This window comes from Pseudoalteromonas sp. NH0006-46, from assembly GCF_057547735.1.
This window is the reverse complement of sequence record NZ_BAAJML010000003.1, coordinates 13842-32758: the sequence shown is the minus strand read 5'-3', so window position 1 is coordinate 32758 and position 18917 is coordinate 13842. Positions and strand designations below refer to the sequence as shown.

Annotated in this window: 13 protein-coding genes; all 13 read left to right on the top strand. The window is 40.0% G+C overall.

Features of this window, described 5'->3' with window-relative positions; all coding sequences use genetic code 11:
- Window positions 1-69: 69 nt before the first annotated feature.
- Complete coding sequence (locus AC27I2_RS07930) at window positions 70-1959, top strand: methyl-accepting chemotaxis protein (RefSeq protein ID WP_058405312.1); 1890 nt, start codon at window positions 70-72, stop codon at window positions 1957-1959.
- A 2-nt stretch (window positions 1960-1961) separates the two neighbouring features.
- A complete protein-coding gene (locus AC27I2_RS07925; protein ID WP_487203927.1) occupies window positions 1962-3050 on the top strand; it encodes a GGDEF domain-containing protein in 1089 nt (362 codons plus the stop codon).
- A gap of 8 nt (window positions 3051-3058) precedes the next feature.
- Entirely contained in the window at window positions 3059-3673 is a 615-nt protein-coding gene (locus tag AC27I2_RS07920) for a DsbA family protein (RefSeq protein WP_487203926.1), read from the top strand.
- Between the two features lie 222 nt (window positions 3674-3895).
- Window positions 3896-4648, top strand: coding sequence for a DUF3450 domain-containing protein (locus AC27I2_RS07915; protein WP_138528195.1), 753 nt, complete (start codon window positions 3896-3898; stop codon window positions 4646-4648).
- 10 nt (window positions 4649-4658) lie between these two features.
- Window positions 4659-6026 (top strand): MotA/TolQ/ExbB proton channel family protein, encoded by a 1368-nt coding sequence (locus tag AC27I2_RS07910; RefSeq protein ID WP_058405316.1) that lies wholly within the window; start codon window positions 4659-4661, stop codon window positions 6024-6026.
- 3 nt (window positions 6027-6029) lie between these two features.
- A complete protein-coding gene (locus AC27I2_RS07905) occupies window positions 6030-6557 on the top strand; it encodes a MotA/TolQ/ExbB proton channel family protein (RefSeq protein ID WP_138528197.1) in 528 nt (175 codons plus the stop codon).
- A 52-nt stretch (window positions 6558-6609) separates the two neighbouring features.
- Entirely contained in the window at window positions 6610-7020 is a 411-nt protein-coding gene (locus AC27I2_RS07900) for an ExbD/TolR family protein (RefSeq protein ID WP_006793481.1), read from the top strand.
- 9 nt (window positions 7021-7029) lie between these two features.
- Window positions 7030-7635 (top strand): energy transducer TonB, encoded by a 606-nt coding sequence (locus AC27I2_RS07895; RefSeq protein WP_138528199.1) that lies wholly within the window; start codon window positions 7030-7032, stop codon window positions 7633-7635.
- 30 nt (window positions 7636-7665) lie between these two features.
- On the top strand, window positions 7666-8994 hold the full coding sequence (locus tag AC27I2_RS07890; protein ID WP_487203925.1) for a CDC27 family protein: 1329 nt from the start codon (window positions 7666-7668) through the stop codon (window positions 8992-8994).
- 305 nt (window positions 8995-9299) lie between these two features.
- Entirely contained in the window at window positions 9300-13388 is a 4089-nt protein-coding gene (locus AC27I2_RS07885; RefSeq protein ID WP_487203924.1) for a hypothetical protein, read from the top strand.
- Between the two features lie 63 nt (window positions 13389-13451).
- Window positions 13452-16154, top strand: a complete 2703-nt coding sequence (locus AC27I2_RS07880) for a TonB-dependent receptor domain-containing protein (RefSeq protein WP_219422239.1) — start codon at window positions 13452-13454, stop codon at window positions 16152-16154.
- Window positions 16155-16364: 210 nt separating this feature from the next.
- Entirely contained in the window at window positions 16365-17504 is a 1140-nt protein-coding gene (asd, locus tag AC27I2_RS07875; RefSeq protein ID WP_219422240.1) for an aspartate-semialdehyde dehydrogenase, read from the top strand.
- A gap of 246 nt (window positions 17505-17750) precedes the next feature.
- Window positions 17751-18866 (top strand): DUF748 domain-containing protein, encoded by a 1116-nt coding sequence (locus tag AC27I2_RS07870; protein ID WP_487203923.1) that lies wholly within the window; start codon window positions 17751-17753, stop codon window positions 18864-18866.
- The last annotated feature ends 51 nt before the right edge of the window (window positions 18867-18917 follow it).

Below are 18917 nucleotides of genomic sequence, written 5' to 3'. Positions count from 1 at the left end.
ATTGCTAAGACAATCCTCCCAATATTTGCTAAAACTAAACTGCTAAAAATTAAAAAATAAAGGGCATTTATGTTTGGGGCACTTAAGTTCACAACAAAAGTTACAATAGCAGCGTCAGTAGTACTTGTTTTGGTGTTAGGCTTATTTACCGTAAATAACTACACCACTTTAAAAAACCAAACACAAACGCAACTTGCTTTGGTGCTTCAACAAAACTCAGAGTCAGTGTCGCAAAACATTGCAAGCTGGCTAAATGCCAAACTATCAATCGTCAATGCGTTTGCCCAAACGCACAAACCATCTGATTCAAACACATTGACGCTTTCTCAATTAAATACGGCTGAATTAGCAGGTGACTTTAAAAATACTTATATAGGCCAATCAAACGGTAATTTTATTTTAAACGACCAAACAGTAGTTTTACCTCCTGATTTTGATGCGACGTCGCGCCCCTGGTATAAATTGGTTGAAAATAAAACCAACACCGCTTTTACAACTCCTTATATAGACGTAACAACCAATGAGCTAACTATATCTGCCGTTGTGCCTATAAACCACAATGATCGCTTTGTTGGGGTTGCAGGCGCTGATATAGACATGCAAACGGTCACAGACATTATTAACGACATTGACTTTTTAGGGTTAGGCTACGGCTTTTTGCTCGATGACAACGGTCAAATATTAAGCCACCAGCAAAGCAGCTTTAATTTAAAAAATATTTCAGCGCTTTTTGGCACTAAGCCACCTCTGAGTAGCGAGTTTGTTGAATATAAAATTGCAGGCGAAACTAAATTGGTTTCGTTTAATAAAATCAGTGGAATCGAAAATGTAAATTGGTATTTAGGGGTTGTTATAGATCAACAAAAAGCATTTGAGAGTGTATCCAGTTTTGGTAAAACAGCATTTATATATTTAATTGTAGGTACGATAGTCATTGTAATTTTAATGCAATTTTTGCTTCGTTACTTAATGCGCCCAATGAATCGGTTAAATGATGCTATTAAAGATATTTCTCAAGGAGAGGGCGATTTAACACGTCGTTTAGAAATAGAAAATGACGATGAGTTTGGTGAGTTAAGTCATTCATTTAATGTGTTTATCGAAAAAATTCAATCTTCAATAGGGCAAGTTAAAGATACAACTGTCCTTCTTGATGGTGTTATAGCAAGCCTTCTAACGCAAACGCATTCATCACTTGCTATGTATGACGATCAAAGTATGCGTACTGATAGCGTTGCAGCTGCAATTAATCAATTTACAGGGATGACATCAGATATATTCAATAGTGCGTCTGACGCATCAACACTTGCAAAAGATGCAAATCAACACTCGACAAAAAATCAAGAAATATTAAGTAACAACGTTGCTGGGATTCACGAACTGTCTGCCAATATAGAGCAAGCTCAACAAACTATTAATAGCTTAAATGCACATACAGAAAGCATTGGTAATGTTTTAGAAGTGATTAAAGGCGTGAGTGAACAAACCAACTTACTTGCATTGAATGCGGCTATTGAAGCAGCTCGCGCAGGTGAAGCAGGTCGAGGTTTTGCAGTAGTGGCAGATGAAGTTCGACAATTAGCTCATCGCACCAAAGAATCAACACAAGAGATAGAAGAAACAGTTATAGAATTGCAAAAAGGGTCAACTTTGGCGGTTGAGTTAATGAAAACAAGCTTGCAAGGCAGCGAAAAAAGCGTGTCAGAAGCGGATGCTGTTGGTGAATTAATGCAGCAAGTAATAGAAGATATAAAACAAATAAGCGCTGCCAATCATGTTGTTGCAGGCGCTACAGAAGAGCAAAATCAAGTTGTTAAATCACTTGATGCGGATATACAAACCATTAGCGAGTTGTCGATTCAAAGTAAAACCAACCTAAATAATACGCTAAACGAATGCACAAAACTGAGGCAACAATTCGGTGATTTAGAACAAATGGTTAAAAAGTTCAAAGTATAAATATGGAAAAGGAAACCTTGAGTAAGTCGAGCTGGCGCAATTTAATTAACATAGATAGCGTTTACAATTCTGACAGGCAGCGTCAAGCATTTTCGTTATTTGCAATGATAGCCTTCGCAATTGTTGTGTTAGTTTTTTTACTTTTAGCTAATTATGATGTGTATTCACCTATTCTCAGTGTCGCTTTGCTCGTTGCTAATATGACGATTATTGCCTGTACCGTTTACTTTTTTAAAACAGGTAAACTAGAGGTTGTATCTATAACGACCATGTCGATCATATTTATTATGTGTATTGCGCTGATATATACGGGAGGGAAAGAAAACACGGCGCTTTACTGGCTTATGTTTTACCCAGTTGTTACTTTTGCAACGTTAGGAGTAAGATTGGGGTTTTGGCTAAGTTTTAGTCTGATCCTTTGCTGTATAGCGCTTTTATATGGTCCTAATTTTGGACAAGTCGATTACGGCATTGTTGAAAAATCACGCTTTATGGCTTCGTTTAGTTTGGTATTTACGTTTTCGTTTATTGGTGAATTTTTTAGGCAAAAAAGTCACGCGTCTATTGCTGAAATCACATTGGCACAAAAAAAGGATGCGTATACCGATCAGTTAACAGGAGCTGCTAACAGACGCTTTGTTACATCTCATTTTTTTAAACTGGTTAGCGATAATCCCGATAATTATTTACCGTTCTCAATTTTACTTTTGGACTTAGACCATTTTAAATCTATTAATGATAACTATGGCCATGACAGTGGTGATACGGTATTAATTGAATTTACTAAAATGTTAGAGTCACAATTTAGCCGTGATTCAATAAAAGCGCGTTATGGTGGGGAAGAGTTTGTGGTGATATTACCTAAAGAAACAATCGAAACCGCTGAAAAAGTTGCTAATAGTTTTAGAGAAAGTGTCGCCAATACAACGCTTTTGAATGTTGACAGCAAAAACGTAGCACTTACCTGCAGCATAGGTGTAGCACAAGTTAATAAGCTAACAGACTACAATGATGCGCTAAAACAAGCCGATCGATGCCTTTATAAAGCAAAGGAAACGGGTCGAAATAAAGTTGTCTCAGCTTTTACTTAGGAGTTGTTATGTTTCAAAGTAAGTTAATTTATATACACGATCCAATGTGTAGCTGGTGTTGGGGCTATGCGCCTACGTGGCTAAAATTAAAAGAACAGCTTGAGCACAAGATTATTGTTGAATATAAAGTGGGTGGTTTAGCCCCCGATAGCCAGCAACCCATGCCAAAAGCAATGAAAGCAATGCTTGAAGATACGTGGCATAAAATACAGAAGCAGTTAGGCACAGAGTTTAATTATGACTTTTGGCGTAATTGCGAGCCTCGTCGTTCTACTTATCCGGCTTGTAGAGCAGCTCTTATCGCGCGTAAAACCAATAAAGAAGCACAAATGATAGAAGCAATACAGCATGCATATTATTTACACGCGCAAAATCCATCAGATGAAATCACGCTAGTAGAACTAGCTGAAGGAATCGGTTTTGAAAAGACTGCGTTTGCAGATGAGTTAGCGTCATTATCATTAAATAATGAGTTAAGTGACGAGCTTAATTTTATAAAAACGTTGCCTATTAACGGCTTTCCTTCTTTAGTGTTAATTCATAACAACAGCTACTACCCCATTGCGGTTAATTACACAGATTGGCAAAGTACCTATGACAAAATTACTAGCATTATTGATTAATCGCTCTTCAACAGCCTACTAGTTTATTTATTTTTAATTTACAAAACCTCTTTAATACCAAATTATGACAGCTGTCATAAAAGCGACTTTTTTGCGCAACATCCTTGTCATCTTTTATCTATAAACTTCCTTTCATTGAATTATTCAAGCCAATAAATCTCTGTTTATTGGTTTGAAATACAACCTAGCAAATCCGCTAATTAACGAGTAAAGGTGTATGCGATGAAAGGCGTTAAACCATTAATCTTAGCTGGTATTGTGGCCGCAAGTGCAGCAGTACACGCTAACGATTTAGACAAGGTTATTGATAAAAGCAGTGAAATAAATATATCAGCTGCGCAATCACAAACAAAAATAGACAAGATTGCAGATTCAATGCAAGGTCGTTTACAGCAGTTTAAAACACTCAATAAAGAAATTGATGGTTTAGCTGTATATAACGCGCAGTTAACTAAACAACTTAATAATCAGATTGAAGAAATGGAATCGCTTAACCTATCAATGGATCAGGTTTCTATTATTGAGCGCCAAATTACCCCGCTTATGATGCGAATGATCACCGGTCTTGAGCAATTTGTATCGTTAGACATTCCTTTTTTACAAGACGAACGCGCAAAGCGTTTAGCATCACTTAAAGCCATGATGGACCGTGCCGACATTACGTCTAGTGAAAAATTTCGTCGTGTACTTGAAGCTTACCAAGTAGAGGTCGATTACGGGCGCACTATTGAAGCTTACACTGCATTGCTAGATGTAAACGGTAAAGATCGTGAAGTTGATTTTTTACGCATTGGCCGATTAGAGCTGATTTACCTAACGCGTGATGGTAAACACGCTGGTAGCTACAACACAGAGACCAAATCGTTTGAAGCTTTACCTGATTCAACAATAAGTCAAATAAATAAAGGTTTACGCATAGCGCGTAAACAACTTGCCCCAGACATGCTAACTCTGCCAGTACATGCAGCAGAATAAGAGGTTAAAAATGAAATTGTTTACTCAAATAACAAAAGTGGCGCTGTTTGCAACAAGCATTAGCTTTGCAGGTGTTAGCACTGCGGCAGAAACAATGGATCTAGATTCATTATTAAAAGCATTAGAGAGCGGTAAGTCTGCACAAAGCGAGCAAAACAAACAACGTGAACAAGAGTTCGCGTCTCGTCAAAGTGAACAAGTGCAAATGCTTAAAAACACACAAGCTAAACGTAATCAAATGCTTGTTGAATCAGAGCGACTTGAAACACAATTTGAAGAAAATGAAGTTAAACTTGCTAACTTAACCGATACCTTGTCAAAACGTATGGGGTCACTTAAAGAATTATTTGGTGTTCTACAGCAGGTAGCTGGAGACTCTAGCAATAAATTTGCAACGTCGGTTGTATCCGCTCAATTACCGGGTCGTAGTGACTTTATGGATGAGTTAGCTCAAAAAATGGGTTCAACGTCTAAACTAGCGTCAATTGAAGATATTGAAAAAGTTTGGTTTGAGCTACAACGTGAAATGACTGAACAAGGAAAAGTAAGTCGCTTTAATACAACCGTTATTATAGAGGGTGGTAATAAAGCAGAGCAAGAAGTTGTACGCGTTGGTGCGTTTAACTTAATTTCTGAGGGGCAATATTTAGAGTACAGCCCTGGGACAAATACACTGAGTGCGCTTACTCGTCAGCCAGTATCTCGTTATACCTCTACGGCTGCTGATTTACAAAATGCCAAAAGCGGTGTTGTACCGTTTGCATTAGACCCAACTGGCGGTTCTATTTTAGGCTTACTTGTTCAAGCACCTGATACATCAGAACAAGTACACCAAGGTGGTGCAGTTGGTTATGTTATTTTAGGTGTTGGCTTATTGGCTTTATTAATTGCTATTGAGCGTTTTATTTCATTGTTGCTTGTTGGCGGAAAAATCCGTCGTCAGCTAAAGGATTCGGTTGCTCGCGACGACAACCCATTAGGTCGTGTAATGAAAGTAAAAGACGACTACCCAAATGTAGCGTACGACACGCTTGAGCTTAAATTAAGTGAAGCAATTTTACGTGAAATGCCAAAAATTACCCGTAACTTAACGTTGATTAAAATCATCTCAGTGGTAGCCCCCCTGCTTGGCTTACTAGGTACCGTCACGGGCATGATCAACACATTCCAAGCTATTACATTATTTGGTACGGGCGACCCTAAACTAATGGCTGGTGGTATTTCCCAGGCACTAGTTACGACCGTACTTGGCTTAGTTGTCGCAATCCCAACTGTGTTTATTTATACATTACTAAATACACGTTCAAAAGGCTTATTGCTTATTTTACAAGAGCAAAGCGCAGGTATTATTGCAGAGCGAAGCGAGAAGGGAGAATAAACCATGGTGCTATTGATTGACTCAATCAATGCTATCCGTGATTTTCTCGACACCGGTGGCCAAGTCCTCTTGGTCATTGGAGTGTTAATCTTCGCGATGTGGTTATTGATACTCGAGCGATTTATATATTTTTTTAATGGTTTTCGTGGATATAAAAGCAGCGTTAAAGGCACATGGTCAACGCGTACCGAACGCAATAGCTGGAACGCGGAACAAATACGACAGGCTATGATTTCGCGAGCAAGTATGCGCTTGAATGCAAACCTTGCGCTTATAAATGTAATGGTGGCTTTATGTCCGCTGCTGGGCTTACTTGGCACAGTAACGGGCATGATAGAAGTGTTTGATGTAATGGCTATTACAGGTACAGGGAGTGCACGTTCAATGGCGTCAGGCGTATCTAAAGCGACAATTCCGACAATGGCGGGCATGGTCGGGGCGTTATCTGGGGTATTTGCCTCAACCTACTTACAACGTAAAGCCAAACGCGAAGTAGAACTACTTGAAGACAGCATGTTGCTAGATCACTAGATAAATTTTATGGGCGGCAAAATAAATCCCGCTCATATTAGGAGAATAAAAAATGAGAGCCCCTTTAGGTAACTTAATGCAAGAAGACGAAGCAGAAGAAATAAACATGACGCCTATGTTAGATGTTGTATTTATTATGCTTATTTTCTTTATTGTAACGGCATCGTTTGTAAAAGAAGCAGGCATTGACGTTAACCGCCCAGAAGCTGCAACTGCGGTTAAAAAAGAAAGAGCCAACATTTTAGTTGCTATTTCAGACAAAGGTGAAATTTGGATTAACAAACGCCAAATAGATGTTCGCGCTGTGCAAGCGAATATTGAACGCTTAAAAGCTGAAAACCCACAAGGTAGTGTTGTAATTCAAGCTGATAAAAAAGCGACTACCGATACGTTAATTAAAGTAATGGATGCCGCACGCGCTGCAGGTGTGTTTGATGTTTCAATTGCGGCTCAAGAAGCGTAAGGGTAAGTAATGCGTTATTTAGTAGCATTAATAGTAGCCGGTGTAGTCACGTTTATGCTGTTTTTGGGCATGCAAGCGCTTATAACCGGCGGCGAAGGGGCTATGAGTGAGCCTGCAAAAGGTAATGTACTTGATTTTGTTCGTTTGAAAAAAGAAGAAAGTGTTCAAAAGAAAGAGCGTAAACCACAAAAGCCACCTACGCCAAAAGAGCCACCACCACCCATGGAGTCGCCACAAATGCAAAGTAGTGATGCCAATGCCAACGCCAATAATTTTGATTTTGGCGCAAATGTTGATGCCGATGTTAATTTGGCGGGTGGCTTAGCACTGGAAACCAGTGATGGCGAATACTTACCTATTGTAAAAGTTGCTCCGGTTTATCCGCGTCGTGCTTTATCACGTGGCATTGAAGGGTATGTAATTGTTGAATTTACTGTTACAAAGCAAGGCACAGTTCGCGACCCTCAAGTATTAAAAGCTGAGCCTGAGTCGTTATTTGACCGAGCTGCAATGGATGCAGCCCTTAAATTTAAATACAAACCTCGTGTTGTCAATGGTGAAGCTGTTGAAGTGGCGGGTGTTCAGAACAAAATATCTTTTCAAATTGGCGGATAACAGCCAATTTTTAAAGTCTGTGAGGCGATTATGAAATTACTAACTACAGCTCAATTTTTAAAAGTAACACTACTTTGTACCACTGCGATAGGCATGAGTATTGTTACACCGAGTGCACTAACGTTGTTACCTGGCGTATCTATTATAAGTGCGCAAGCGGCGCAGCAGCAAAAAACTAAACGCGTACCTGCACTACGTGAAAAAGTGTACAGCCAATTAGCGCGTGCACAAAAACTGGCAGACGACGGAGATGTTAAAGCGGGACTTGAAGCGCTAGATAGCATTAATGAACGTTCTTCAAGTATGAACTCATACGAAATAGCCATGATGCATAATTTTTATGGGTTTATTTACTACAATCAGAACGACTTACCAAAAGCGATTGCTTCTTTCGAAAAAGTAGTAGCAGAAGAGGGTATCCCTGAAACATTACGTTTAAGTACCACTTTTAGCTTGGCGCAATTGGCTATGGCAAACAGTGATTACGACAAGGTTATTGCGTTTTTAGATAGTTGGGATGAAATTAACACTCAGCCAATCCCTGAAGGGTATTACTTACTTCGCGCCCAAACGTATTATCAATTAAAAGACTATAAGCAAGGGCTTAACTATATAACGAAAGTTATCTCATTAAGTGATGACGAAGGCAAAACGCCAAAAGAAAACTGGCTTGTGCTGCAACGCGCAATGTTTTACTCATTAAATCAAACCAATAAGGTTGTTGAAGTACTTGAACGTATGGTTAAACTTTACGCCAAACCAGAGTATTGGGTACAACTTTCAGGTATGTATGGTGAAACCGGGCAAGAGAAAAAACAATTAGCCATCATCGAGGCAGCATACCAACAAGGTTTTTTAACTTCTAGAGCTGATTTACGCCAACTTGCACAAGTTTATTTATACAATGGGCTTGCATATAAAGCGGCACAAGTAATGAGTAAAGCAATTGATAAAGGCATTGCCGAACAATCAGCTAAAAACTATGCGTTTGTCGCTGAAGCAATGATCCAAGCAAAAGAAGATGAAAAGTCGATTACTTATTTTGTAAAGGCGGCTGATTTATCAGAGCATGGTAAATATGACCAACGTTTAGCTGAAGTTTACGTAAACATAGAGCAATACGACGATGCTGCTGATTCAGCTCGTAAAGCCCTTGATAAAGGCGGCCTTGATTTTGAATCAAATGCATTTGTTGCTTTAGGGATGGCGCAGTACAACCTACAAAATTTTGATGCGTCTATATTAGCGTTTGAACAAGCTGAAAAACACAAAAAATCTCAACGTTTAGCACAACAGTGGATCAAGTATGTAAAGCGTGAAAAAGTGCATGCAGAAACCCTAAAAACTGCGCTGCTTTAAATTTAAAACAACCAAACGCCAAAATTTTTGGTGTGTAATACCTATTTCATAATCGCACTACGCAAGCCGACTCAATAATAATTGAGTCGGCTTTTTTATTGTTTCTACAATTAAGTTGTTGAATTTTAATAATATAGTTTTGTCATGTTATGTTTATTAAAGTGTAACTCCAGTGTCATATAGCTCCCGTAAGGTAAGCCCTGCTGATAACTCAAGTGACCTTAGCGCATTACTCAGTGCTTTAAAGTGACTTGAGTTTTTATAAAGCGCTAACAAAATAATTAAATACTTTAACGGAGTGAACAATGAAATTATCTGACTTATTCAAAGTTAGTTTGATTGCAACTGCAGTATCTTTAGCGGGTTGTGGTGGTGACTTAGTAGTATCTGAAGGCGACACAACAATTAATGAAGGCGATACAATAACAAACGTTGTTGAAGGCGGCTCAGACACAGGCGGTGAAACGTCATCTCGCGATGACTCACAAAACGGCACAACTGGTTTTCCTACCACTATTGATAACGCATTTGTTCAAGGTTTAGCTACTGATGTTTCTAGCGAATTTCCGGCAATTACAGACAAGCCAGTATATCGTCTAACAGCAGATACAACGTTCACTACTGATGCAACATTTACAAATGATGCACATTGGATTTTAAATGGTCGTACAGCGGTAGGTAATGACCGTGCAGATAACGCAAAGCTATACATTCAGCAAGGTACAACAATTATTGGTGAATCAGGGGATGACTTTTTAGTTGTTCGTCGTGGTTCACAACTTGAGTCGGTTGGTACTGTAAGCCAGCCAATAACAATGACCTCAATTCAAGATGTAACAGGCGGCGAAACAGCCATTGGTCAATGGGGTGGTTTAGTATTATTAGGTAATGCACCTGCCAATTCATGTGGCGACCAAGAAGGTGAAGCAACTGCAGATGAACTTGCTAACTGTGGTGTGTCTGCAGAAGGCGATGCAGGTCAATTTGGTGGCGATGTTGCAGACGATGATTCGGGTACATTAAAGTATTTAATCGTTAAGCAAGCGGGTAAAACATTAGGTAACGGTGATGAGCTAAACGGTATTTCGTTTGCTGGTGTCGGTTCAGCTACAACAGTTGATTACATTCAAGTACACGAAAACCTTGATGACGGTATCGAGTTTTTTGGTGGTACAGTTAATGTAAGTAATGTTGTATTAACCAGTATTGGTGATGATTCACTTGATTGGTCGTTCGGTTGGACAGGCTTTGCAACAAACGTATACATTCAGCAAGCTGCAAACGTGGGTGATAACGCAATTGAAGCTGACAACTCTGAGTTTGATTCAAACGCTACACCATTAACTATGCCTACAGTATCTAATGTAACAATTGTAGGTGCAGAAGGTAATAATGGTATTCGCTTGCGTGCAGGAACTGCAGGCGCATTAAGCAATGTATTCGTAACTGGTCCCGCTACTTACGAAAATTGTTTACGTGTGGGCTCTGACTCTGTACCTCGCGCAGAAGACGGCACACTGACTATTACTAATTCAATTGTTGCATGTCAAACAACGGCTAACAATTTTGGCAGTGAAGCGATTAATGGCGGCGATGTTAAATCGTGGTTTGAGGCGCAAGACGGCAACCAAACACTAACTCCAGCAGACTTAATGCTTGACGATAATGGTTACACACCACTTCCAGGTTCACCGCTTATTGCGAATGGACAAATTGGTGCATTTAATGGCACAACCAATTGGATGGAAGGATGGACTGTAGGTATTAATGGTGGCTTCCCAACAGATATTTCAAATGCATTGGAGCAGGGTTTAGCGACTAATGTATCAAGTGAATTTCCACAAATTACCGATAAGCCTGTTTACCGATTAACTGAAGATACTACATTTACAGCCGATGTAACGCTTACAAACGATGCTCATTGGATTTTAAATGGTCGAACTGCGGTAGGTAACGATCGTGCAGATGAAACAACGCTTTACGTTCAAGCGGGTACTACGCTAATTGGTGAAACAGGTGATGACTTTTTAGTTGTGCGTCGTGGTTCGCAAATTAACGCAAATGGTAATGCAACAGCGCCTATTACCATGACATCTATTCAAGATGTAACGGGTGGCGAAACAAATATTGGTCAATGGGGTGGTTTAGTATTACTTGGTAATGCACCTGCTAACTCATGTGGCGACCAGCAAGGTGAAACAACACCAGAAGAGCTCGCTAACTGTGGTGTATCGGCAGAAGGTGATGCCGGTCAGTTTGGTGGTGATATCAGCGATGATAACTCAGGTGTTCTTCGTTACATTGTTGTAAAACATGCTGGTAAAACGCTAGGTAATGGTGATGAACTAAACGGTATTTCGTTTGCGGGCGTGGGCTCACAAACTAAAGTTGAATATATTCAGGTTCATCAAAATCTAGATGACGGTGTAGAGTTCTTTGGTGGTAGCGTTAATGTACGTAACATTGTACTGACTGATATTGGTGATGATGCATTTGACTGGTCGTTTGGTTGGACAGGTCGTGCACAAAACATCTACATTCAACAAAGTGCTGTTGAGGGCGATAACGCCATTGAAGCTGATAACTCTGAGTTTGATTCAAATGCAACGCCTTTGACTAAGCCACTTATTTCTAACGTCACTATTGTAGGTGCCGATGGTACTAACGGTGTTCGTTTACGTGCAGGTACAGCGGGTGTGCTTCGCAATGTTGTTATCACTGGCCCGGATGGATATTCAAACTGTTTACGTGTAGGTTCTGACTCGGTAGCTAATGCAGAGTCGGGTGAGCTTTCTATTGAGAACTCAGTAGTAGCCTGTAATGAAGATAATAACTTCGGTAGCGAAGCGATTGCTGGTGGCAACGTTCAATCGTGGTTTGAAGGCCAAACGGGCAACCAAACACTCACCGCTGCAAGCTTAAGCTTAGCAACAGATGGATTTACACCTAAGTCTAGTTCACCTTTACTAGGCGCAGGTGTTGATACCTCTGACCTTGATTCGTTCTTCACTAAAACCGATTACATTGGTGCGTTTGATGGCGATAACAACTGGATGGAAGGGTGGACCGTTGCTATTAAACCTAGCTTTCCAACTGATATCCAAAACGCATTAGAACAAGGCCTTGCAACAGATGTGTCTGCTAGTTTCCCAGCTATTACCGATAAGCCAGTTTATCAGTTAAATTCTGATGTGGTATTTACCGCTGATGTGACACTAACAAACGATGCGCATTGGATCTTAAAAGGACGTACAGCTGTGGGTAATGACCGCGCTGATAACACAACATTGTATGTTCAGTTTGGTACAACATTAATTGGTGAATCGGGTGATGACTTCTTAGTTGTTCGTCGTGGTTCTAAAATTGAGGCGGTAGGCACAGCAACGCAGCCAATTACCATGACGTCTATTCAAGATGTGACGGGTGGCGAAACAACAATTGGTCAATGGGGTGGCTTAGTATTATTAGGTAACGCACCGGCCAACTCTTGTGGCGACCAAGAAGGTGAAGCAACTGCGGATGAACTTGCAAATTGTGGTGTATCTGCGGAAGGTGATGCTGGCCAATTTGGTGGTAATGACCCAGAAGATAACTCAGGTACGTTAAAGTATGTTGCTGTAAAACAAGCGGGCAAAACGCTAGGTAACGGTGATGAGCTTAACGGTATATCACTGGCTGGTGTAGGTAGCCAAACAGAGCTAGATTACATCCACGTTCATGAAAACCTAGACGACGGCGTAGAGTTTTTCGGTGGTACTGCAAACATTAGCCACTTAGTGCTTACAAACATTGGTGACGATTCTCTAGATTGGTCATTTGGTTGGACGGGTAAAGCGCAATACGTACTTATTAAGCAATCAGGCTCTGAGGGCGATAACGCGATTGAAGCTGATAACTCTGAATTTGATTCAGATGCATCACCACTTACTATGCCTACTATTTCTAATGTAACCATTATTGGTGATGCAGGCGTAAACGGTATTCGCTTACGTGCAGGTACTGCCGGCATACTTAAAAACGTAGTGGTCACCGGCGGCGCAGATTACGCAAACTGTTTGCGTGTAGGTTCAGACTCAGCACCACGTGCCGAAGACGGTTCACTTAGTATTACTCACTCAGTGGTTGCGTGTGAAACAGCAAACAACTTTGGTACTCAAGCAATTGGTGATGGCAATGTTGAGTCTTGGTTCTTAGGTCAAGCTGGTAACTCAGTACAAGCTGCTGCAAGTCTTGCACTAGCGAGTAACGGTTACATGCCTTCAAGTGAGTCATTATTACTGGGTGCTGGTTTTGATTCGTCTAGCTTAGATAGTTACTTTGATAAAGTAGATTACATTGGTGCAATGGATGCACAAACAGACTGGACAGCGGGTTGGGTAAAAGTAGGTCTTTAACCTTAAACGCTTTAGGCCGGGCGAAAGCCCGGCTAATGTCTTGTTTTGTTTCGGAGTATAAAAATGAATTCTTATAAACCCTCTAAACTTGCCCTATCAACATTAAATTGCGCCGTTTTGGCTGCACTATTTGGTTGGTCGGTAAATACTGCCGCTGCTGCAGAAGCCGATATTCAAGAGCAAGAAATAGAAGAAGTGGTTGCAGTAGGGCAACGACTCAAAGGGAGCGCAGGTGCAGTACTGCAAGAACGCCAAAATCAGGCGTTTGTTGCTGACATTATGGGTGCCGACCAAATTTCACGTACCGGCGATGGTGATGCAGCATCGGCTCTTCGCCGTGTTACAGGCTTAACCTTAGTTGATGGTAAATTTATATATGTGCGTGGTTTAGGTGAGCGTTACTCAAGTACACAATTAAATAGCATGTATGTACCAAGTCCCGATCCTACCCGCTCAGTTGTACCTCTTGATTTATTTCCATCTGAAATAATCGAAAGCTTAAGTGTACAAAAATCTTTTTCACCCGACATGCCAGCGCACTTTGGTGGTGGTAATGTAAATATTCGTACTAAATCAATTCCTTCTGACTTTTTATTTAAAGTACAAGTAGGTACTGCGTACAACACATCAAATAGTGACACGGGTTACTTTTACGAAGGTGGTGATGATGACTGGATGGGGCGCGATGATGGTACGCGAGCTTTATCAGGTGTTTTTACTGATGCACTTACCAGCGACGTAGGCCTTGAAGGTAATATAAACTCTACGCTAGATGAGCGTAAAAACCTGATTCAATCGCTTGATTGGAATGTGGGTATTAGCAAGGAAGATGTTGACCCAGCTATGAGCTTTTCTGTTGCCGTGGGCGATAGATTTGAAAGCGAAATAGGTACGTTTGGTGTGCTTGGTGCTGTGTCCTATGACAACGAGTGGGAAGTTGTTCAAGAACAAAGTGGTTCAAGCTTAGGTAGTTTGGGCTGTGAGAACAAATGTTTTGCACAATATTACGATGGTACATCGACTGAACAAAATGTTCGTTGGAGCGGTACATTAAATTTAGGGTACGAACTTAATTCAAATCATAAGTTTGAGTTAACCAATATAGCTTTGCATGATATGAGCGATCGTGTTCGTAACCGTAGCTACTACGACGCCAATGAAACCGAAGAAGGTGAGACTGAACTTCGTCGTGTTGATATCAGCTATGAAGAGCGTGAAATGTTTTCTTCTCAGCTAAAAGGTACGCATAACTTTCCAGATTTAAATAACTTATTTGTTGATTGGTATGGTGGTTTAAGTCGCGCAAATCGAAACGCACCTGGTGGCTTAGATGTCGTTTTTCAACAAAACTTTAATAACGGCGTATTTGAGTCTGAGCAACTTCAAGATGTGGCTGCGACCAATATTACGCGTGAATACCAAGTACTTCACGATGACGTAGAAACGTTTGGTTGGAATATGGGGTTACCTTTTTATGGCGATGGTTACGAGCTTGAACTAAAAATTGGTGGAGATTTTTCAGAAAAAACGCGAGATGCAAGCAATGTTAAATTTGGCATAACGCACCGTGGTATAAGCGATGAGTTTACGTTTGGTAATAACATTAGCGATATTTTTGCCGATGCAAACACATCAAACGACGCCTTTTATACAAGTAGCACAGGCGCTGGTATTTTTGACGATGGTACAACTGACGGCGACAAATACAGTGCAGCGCATAAGTTAGATGCTTATTACTTTATGGCTGACTACTTTTTTGAAAATACGTGGCGTATTACTGGCGGTGCTCGCTGGGAAGATTTCAAGCAAGTATCGGTAGGGTATCAGGCACATAGCAATTTATTTGAAAATACCCTTGAAGAAATTCAAGACGTTGCGATAAACGAAAATAATTTTTTTCCATCGCTTGCTGTTACGTACATCATGGATGAAGAAATGCAGTTTCGTTTAAACGTGAGCGAAACTACAATCCGTCCTGATTTGCGTGATGTAAGTACCTCGTTCTTTGTTGATCCGCTAACTGAATTTTTGGTTCGTGGTTCGCCTAGCTTACAAAGCTCTGAATTAACGAATGTTGATTTTAGGTTTGAATGGTATATGCCAACGGGTAACAACCTATCGATTGCCTTATTCTATAAAGATATAGAAAACCCAATTGAAATGGTTGAGCTTGCAGGTGTTGGTGGTGCGTCACCGCAGTTACTTACGGCGAATGCGCAATCGGGCAAACTTTCAGGTATTGAGGTCGACTTTTTAACAGACTTTGGTTTTATTAATAAAGATTGGTCGTCTGCATTTTTGTCGGGTAACGTAACGCTATCTGATTCAAGCGTTAATTTAGGTATAAATGACTCAGATAATGTCGATTCGTTATTTGAAGCTCAGCTTAAAGAAGCGCTAGAGGCTGATACTGTATCAAACATTGTTACTAATAATAAACGCCGTTTGGTTGGCCACTCTGAATGGGTTGCTAACTTACAAATGGGTTACGACTCAGGTGATGGTTTTCATTCAACATCAGTTATTTATAACGTTTTTGGTCCGCGTATTATCGTACCCGGTACGCGTGGAAATGAAGATGCTGAAGAAAAGTCGTTCCATTCTCTTGATTTAGTTTATTCTTACTTTCCTAACTTTAACTCTAAGGTTAATTTTAAAGTGAAGAATATTTTAGGCCAAGAAAAGCAAATAGAGCAAGAAGGGTTAACACTTTGGGGCCAAGAAACTGGCACCGAATTTAGCTTAAGCTACAGTTACGAGTTTTAACTTTTAGCTTTATTGATTCAAACATAGTTTATTTATGTTCTTTATAGCCCTGTATTTTATACAGGGCTTTTTTATACCTTATTGATGCATGAAAAATATTTAAGTTCTATTTTATTCACTAGTTTTAGCCGTCTAGCAGTGTTAGTTTGTTAACTTGAAAATTAGATCTCACGCAATGAATTTAATTTTTAATGTATTAAGGCATTTTTTATGAACAAAACAGTGGGAAAAACAATGAAAAAAGTAGGTTTAGTCGGTTGGCGTGGCATGGTTGGCTCTGTGTTATTAGAGCGTATGAAAAAGCAAAATGATTTTGCCAACATAGACACCACTTTTTTTACCACCTCACAAGCCGGTCAACTTGGTCCTGATTTATCCGGTGACGCAAAACCGCTACTTGATGCTAGTAATGTATCTGAACTTGCAAAGATGGACATTATAGTTACCTGTCAAGGGGGCGGTTATACCAAAGCGGTTTACCCAAAACTTCGTGAGTCGGGCTGGAATGGTTACTGGATAGATGCAGCTTCTGCACTTCGTATGAGCGACGACAGCATTATTGTACTCGACCCTGTAAATAAAGATGTAATTACTCAAGGCTTAGCGCAAGGCGTTAAAACCTTTGTTGGCGGTAACTGTACGGTATCGTTAATGCTACTTGCTTTAGGTGGGTTGTTTGAGCAAGACCTTATTGAATGGGTTAGCCCAATGACTTACCAAGCGGCTTCGGGGGCGGGCGCACGCAACATGAAAGAGCTGATTGCACAAATGGGTTCTATTCATTCAAGTGTTGCCGAGCAATTAAATAACCCAAGTTCAGCTATTTTAGAAATTGATAAAATAGTTAGTGAAAAAATGGCTTCAAGTGACTTACCACAAGATCAATTTGGCGTGCCATTAGCCGGTAGCTTGATCCCATGGATTGATGTGCCAATGCCAAGTGGTCAGTCTAAAGAAGAGTGGAAGGCACAAGTTGAAGCTAACAAAATTTTAGGTTCTACCCATCAGCCTGTCCCTATTGATGGTTTATGTGTTCGCATTGGTGCTATGCGTTGTCATAGCCAAGCAATGACCATTAAATTACGCGAAGACATTAGCGTTGAAAAAATAGAAGAAATATTAGCTTCGCACAACGAATGGGTTAAAGTTATTCCTAACGAGCGTGACATTACATCCACCGATTTAACACCGGTTAAAGTAACGGGCACATTAAGCATCCCTGTTGGGCGTATTCGTAAACTTGCAATGGGGCCTAAATATATTAGTGCTTTCACCGTGGGTGATCAGCTTCTATGGGGCGCAGCAGAACCCCTTCGTCGTATGCTTCGTATCATTGTAGACGCTGAGTAATTTCAGTTTTTTAATTTATTTATTTTATAGGGTTAGCATAGCGCTAACCCTTTTTAGTTTTTATTCCTTCCTTTCACACTTTTTTGTGACCTTTAAATAACCGTCTGTGTGGCATAGCCATTGCAAAGTTAAAATAGTATTTTGCGTGCACCTAGTAATTTAAGTACTTAACAGCTTAGTTGTGCTTATTTTTGTGTAGTTTTTACACATCGTCATGCTAATAATTACACAAATAAGGATGGTTATATGGCGTTAATTTCAAAGGTTACTCAAGCTAAATGGTTTACTACTTTTGTTTTAATCATTGTGCTTTTATTACTATTGCGCGTTGCTGCGCCCCATGCTATTCAATATTATGTTAACCAACAAATTAAACACACGCAGGGAATTACAGGCCACGTAGGTGACGTAGATTTATATTTATACCGCGGTGCGTATGCTATTGACGGCATAAAAATTTATGCAAAAGAGGATAATTTAACCCCTAAACCGCTACTTAGTGTTGCAACACTCAATTTTTCACTTTCATGGTCAGCACTTTTAAAAGGGAATTTAGTAACTAACATGCAATTTACCCATCCTGAAATTGTTGTTTACGACAAAGCCCCTAATAAAATGGAGCAAAACAAACAAGTTAAAAACGAAACAACATGGATTGGGCTTGCTAATAATTTAGTCCCTTTTTCAATTGATACATTAATTATTGATAACGGTAAGGTTTCATTAGTTAATGCCACCCGCGAGGGTGATAAACCTACTTATATTTCAAATATTAATGCTGATATTAAAAACATTACCAATGCCCAAAACCTAACTAAAACGTTAGTAACTTCTTTGAACGTTGAGGGGGATTTAATGGGCGAAGCTGCACTTTCTTTAACGGGGAAATTAGATCCATTTAGTGAAAAAGCAAACTTTGACTTTAATGTAGAGGTCCAGCGCTTTTCTGTTAAACACCTCGAAACTGTTTTTAAAGTCTATACCCCGTTTGATATTGAAGCGGGCGGAATAGATGGAGCAATGGAACTTGCTGCAAAGAACAATGTTTTAAACGGTTATGCAAAAGCTGGCGTGTATAATTTGAGTGTTTTTTCTTGGCGTGAAGATATAGAAAAAGACGATGACGGACTGTTAACCGCTATTTTTGAAGGCAGTATTGATGCTGTCAGTGCTTTACTTGAGAACGCTGAATCAGAGTTAGTTGCTGCGCGTATACCGATCGACGGCACATTAAACAATACCGACATATCAACGTTTCAGGCAGTGGTATCAGTATTAAAAAATGCGTTTTTAGACGCGTTTAAAATGGAAGTGGACGACGTGATATCGTTTGAAACAATAGAAAACACATCAGATGAATAACAGGTTAAATGAGTTTTAAGCCCCACAAACATATTTTGTGGGGCTTAAAGT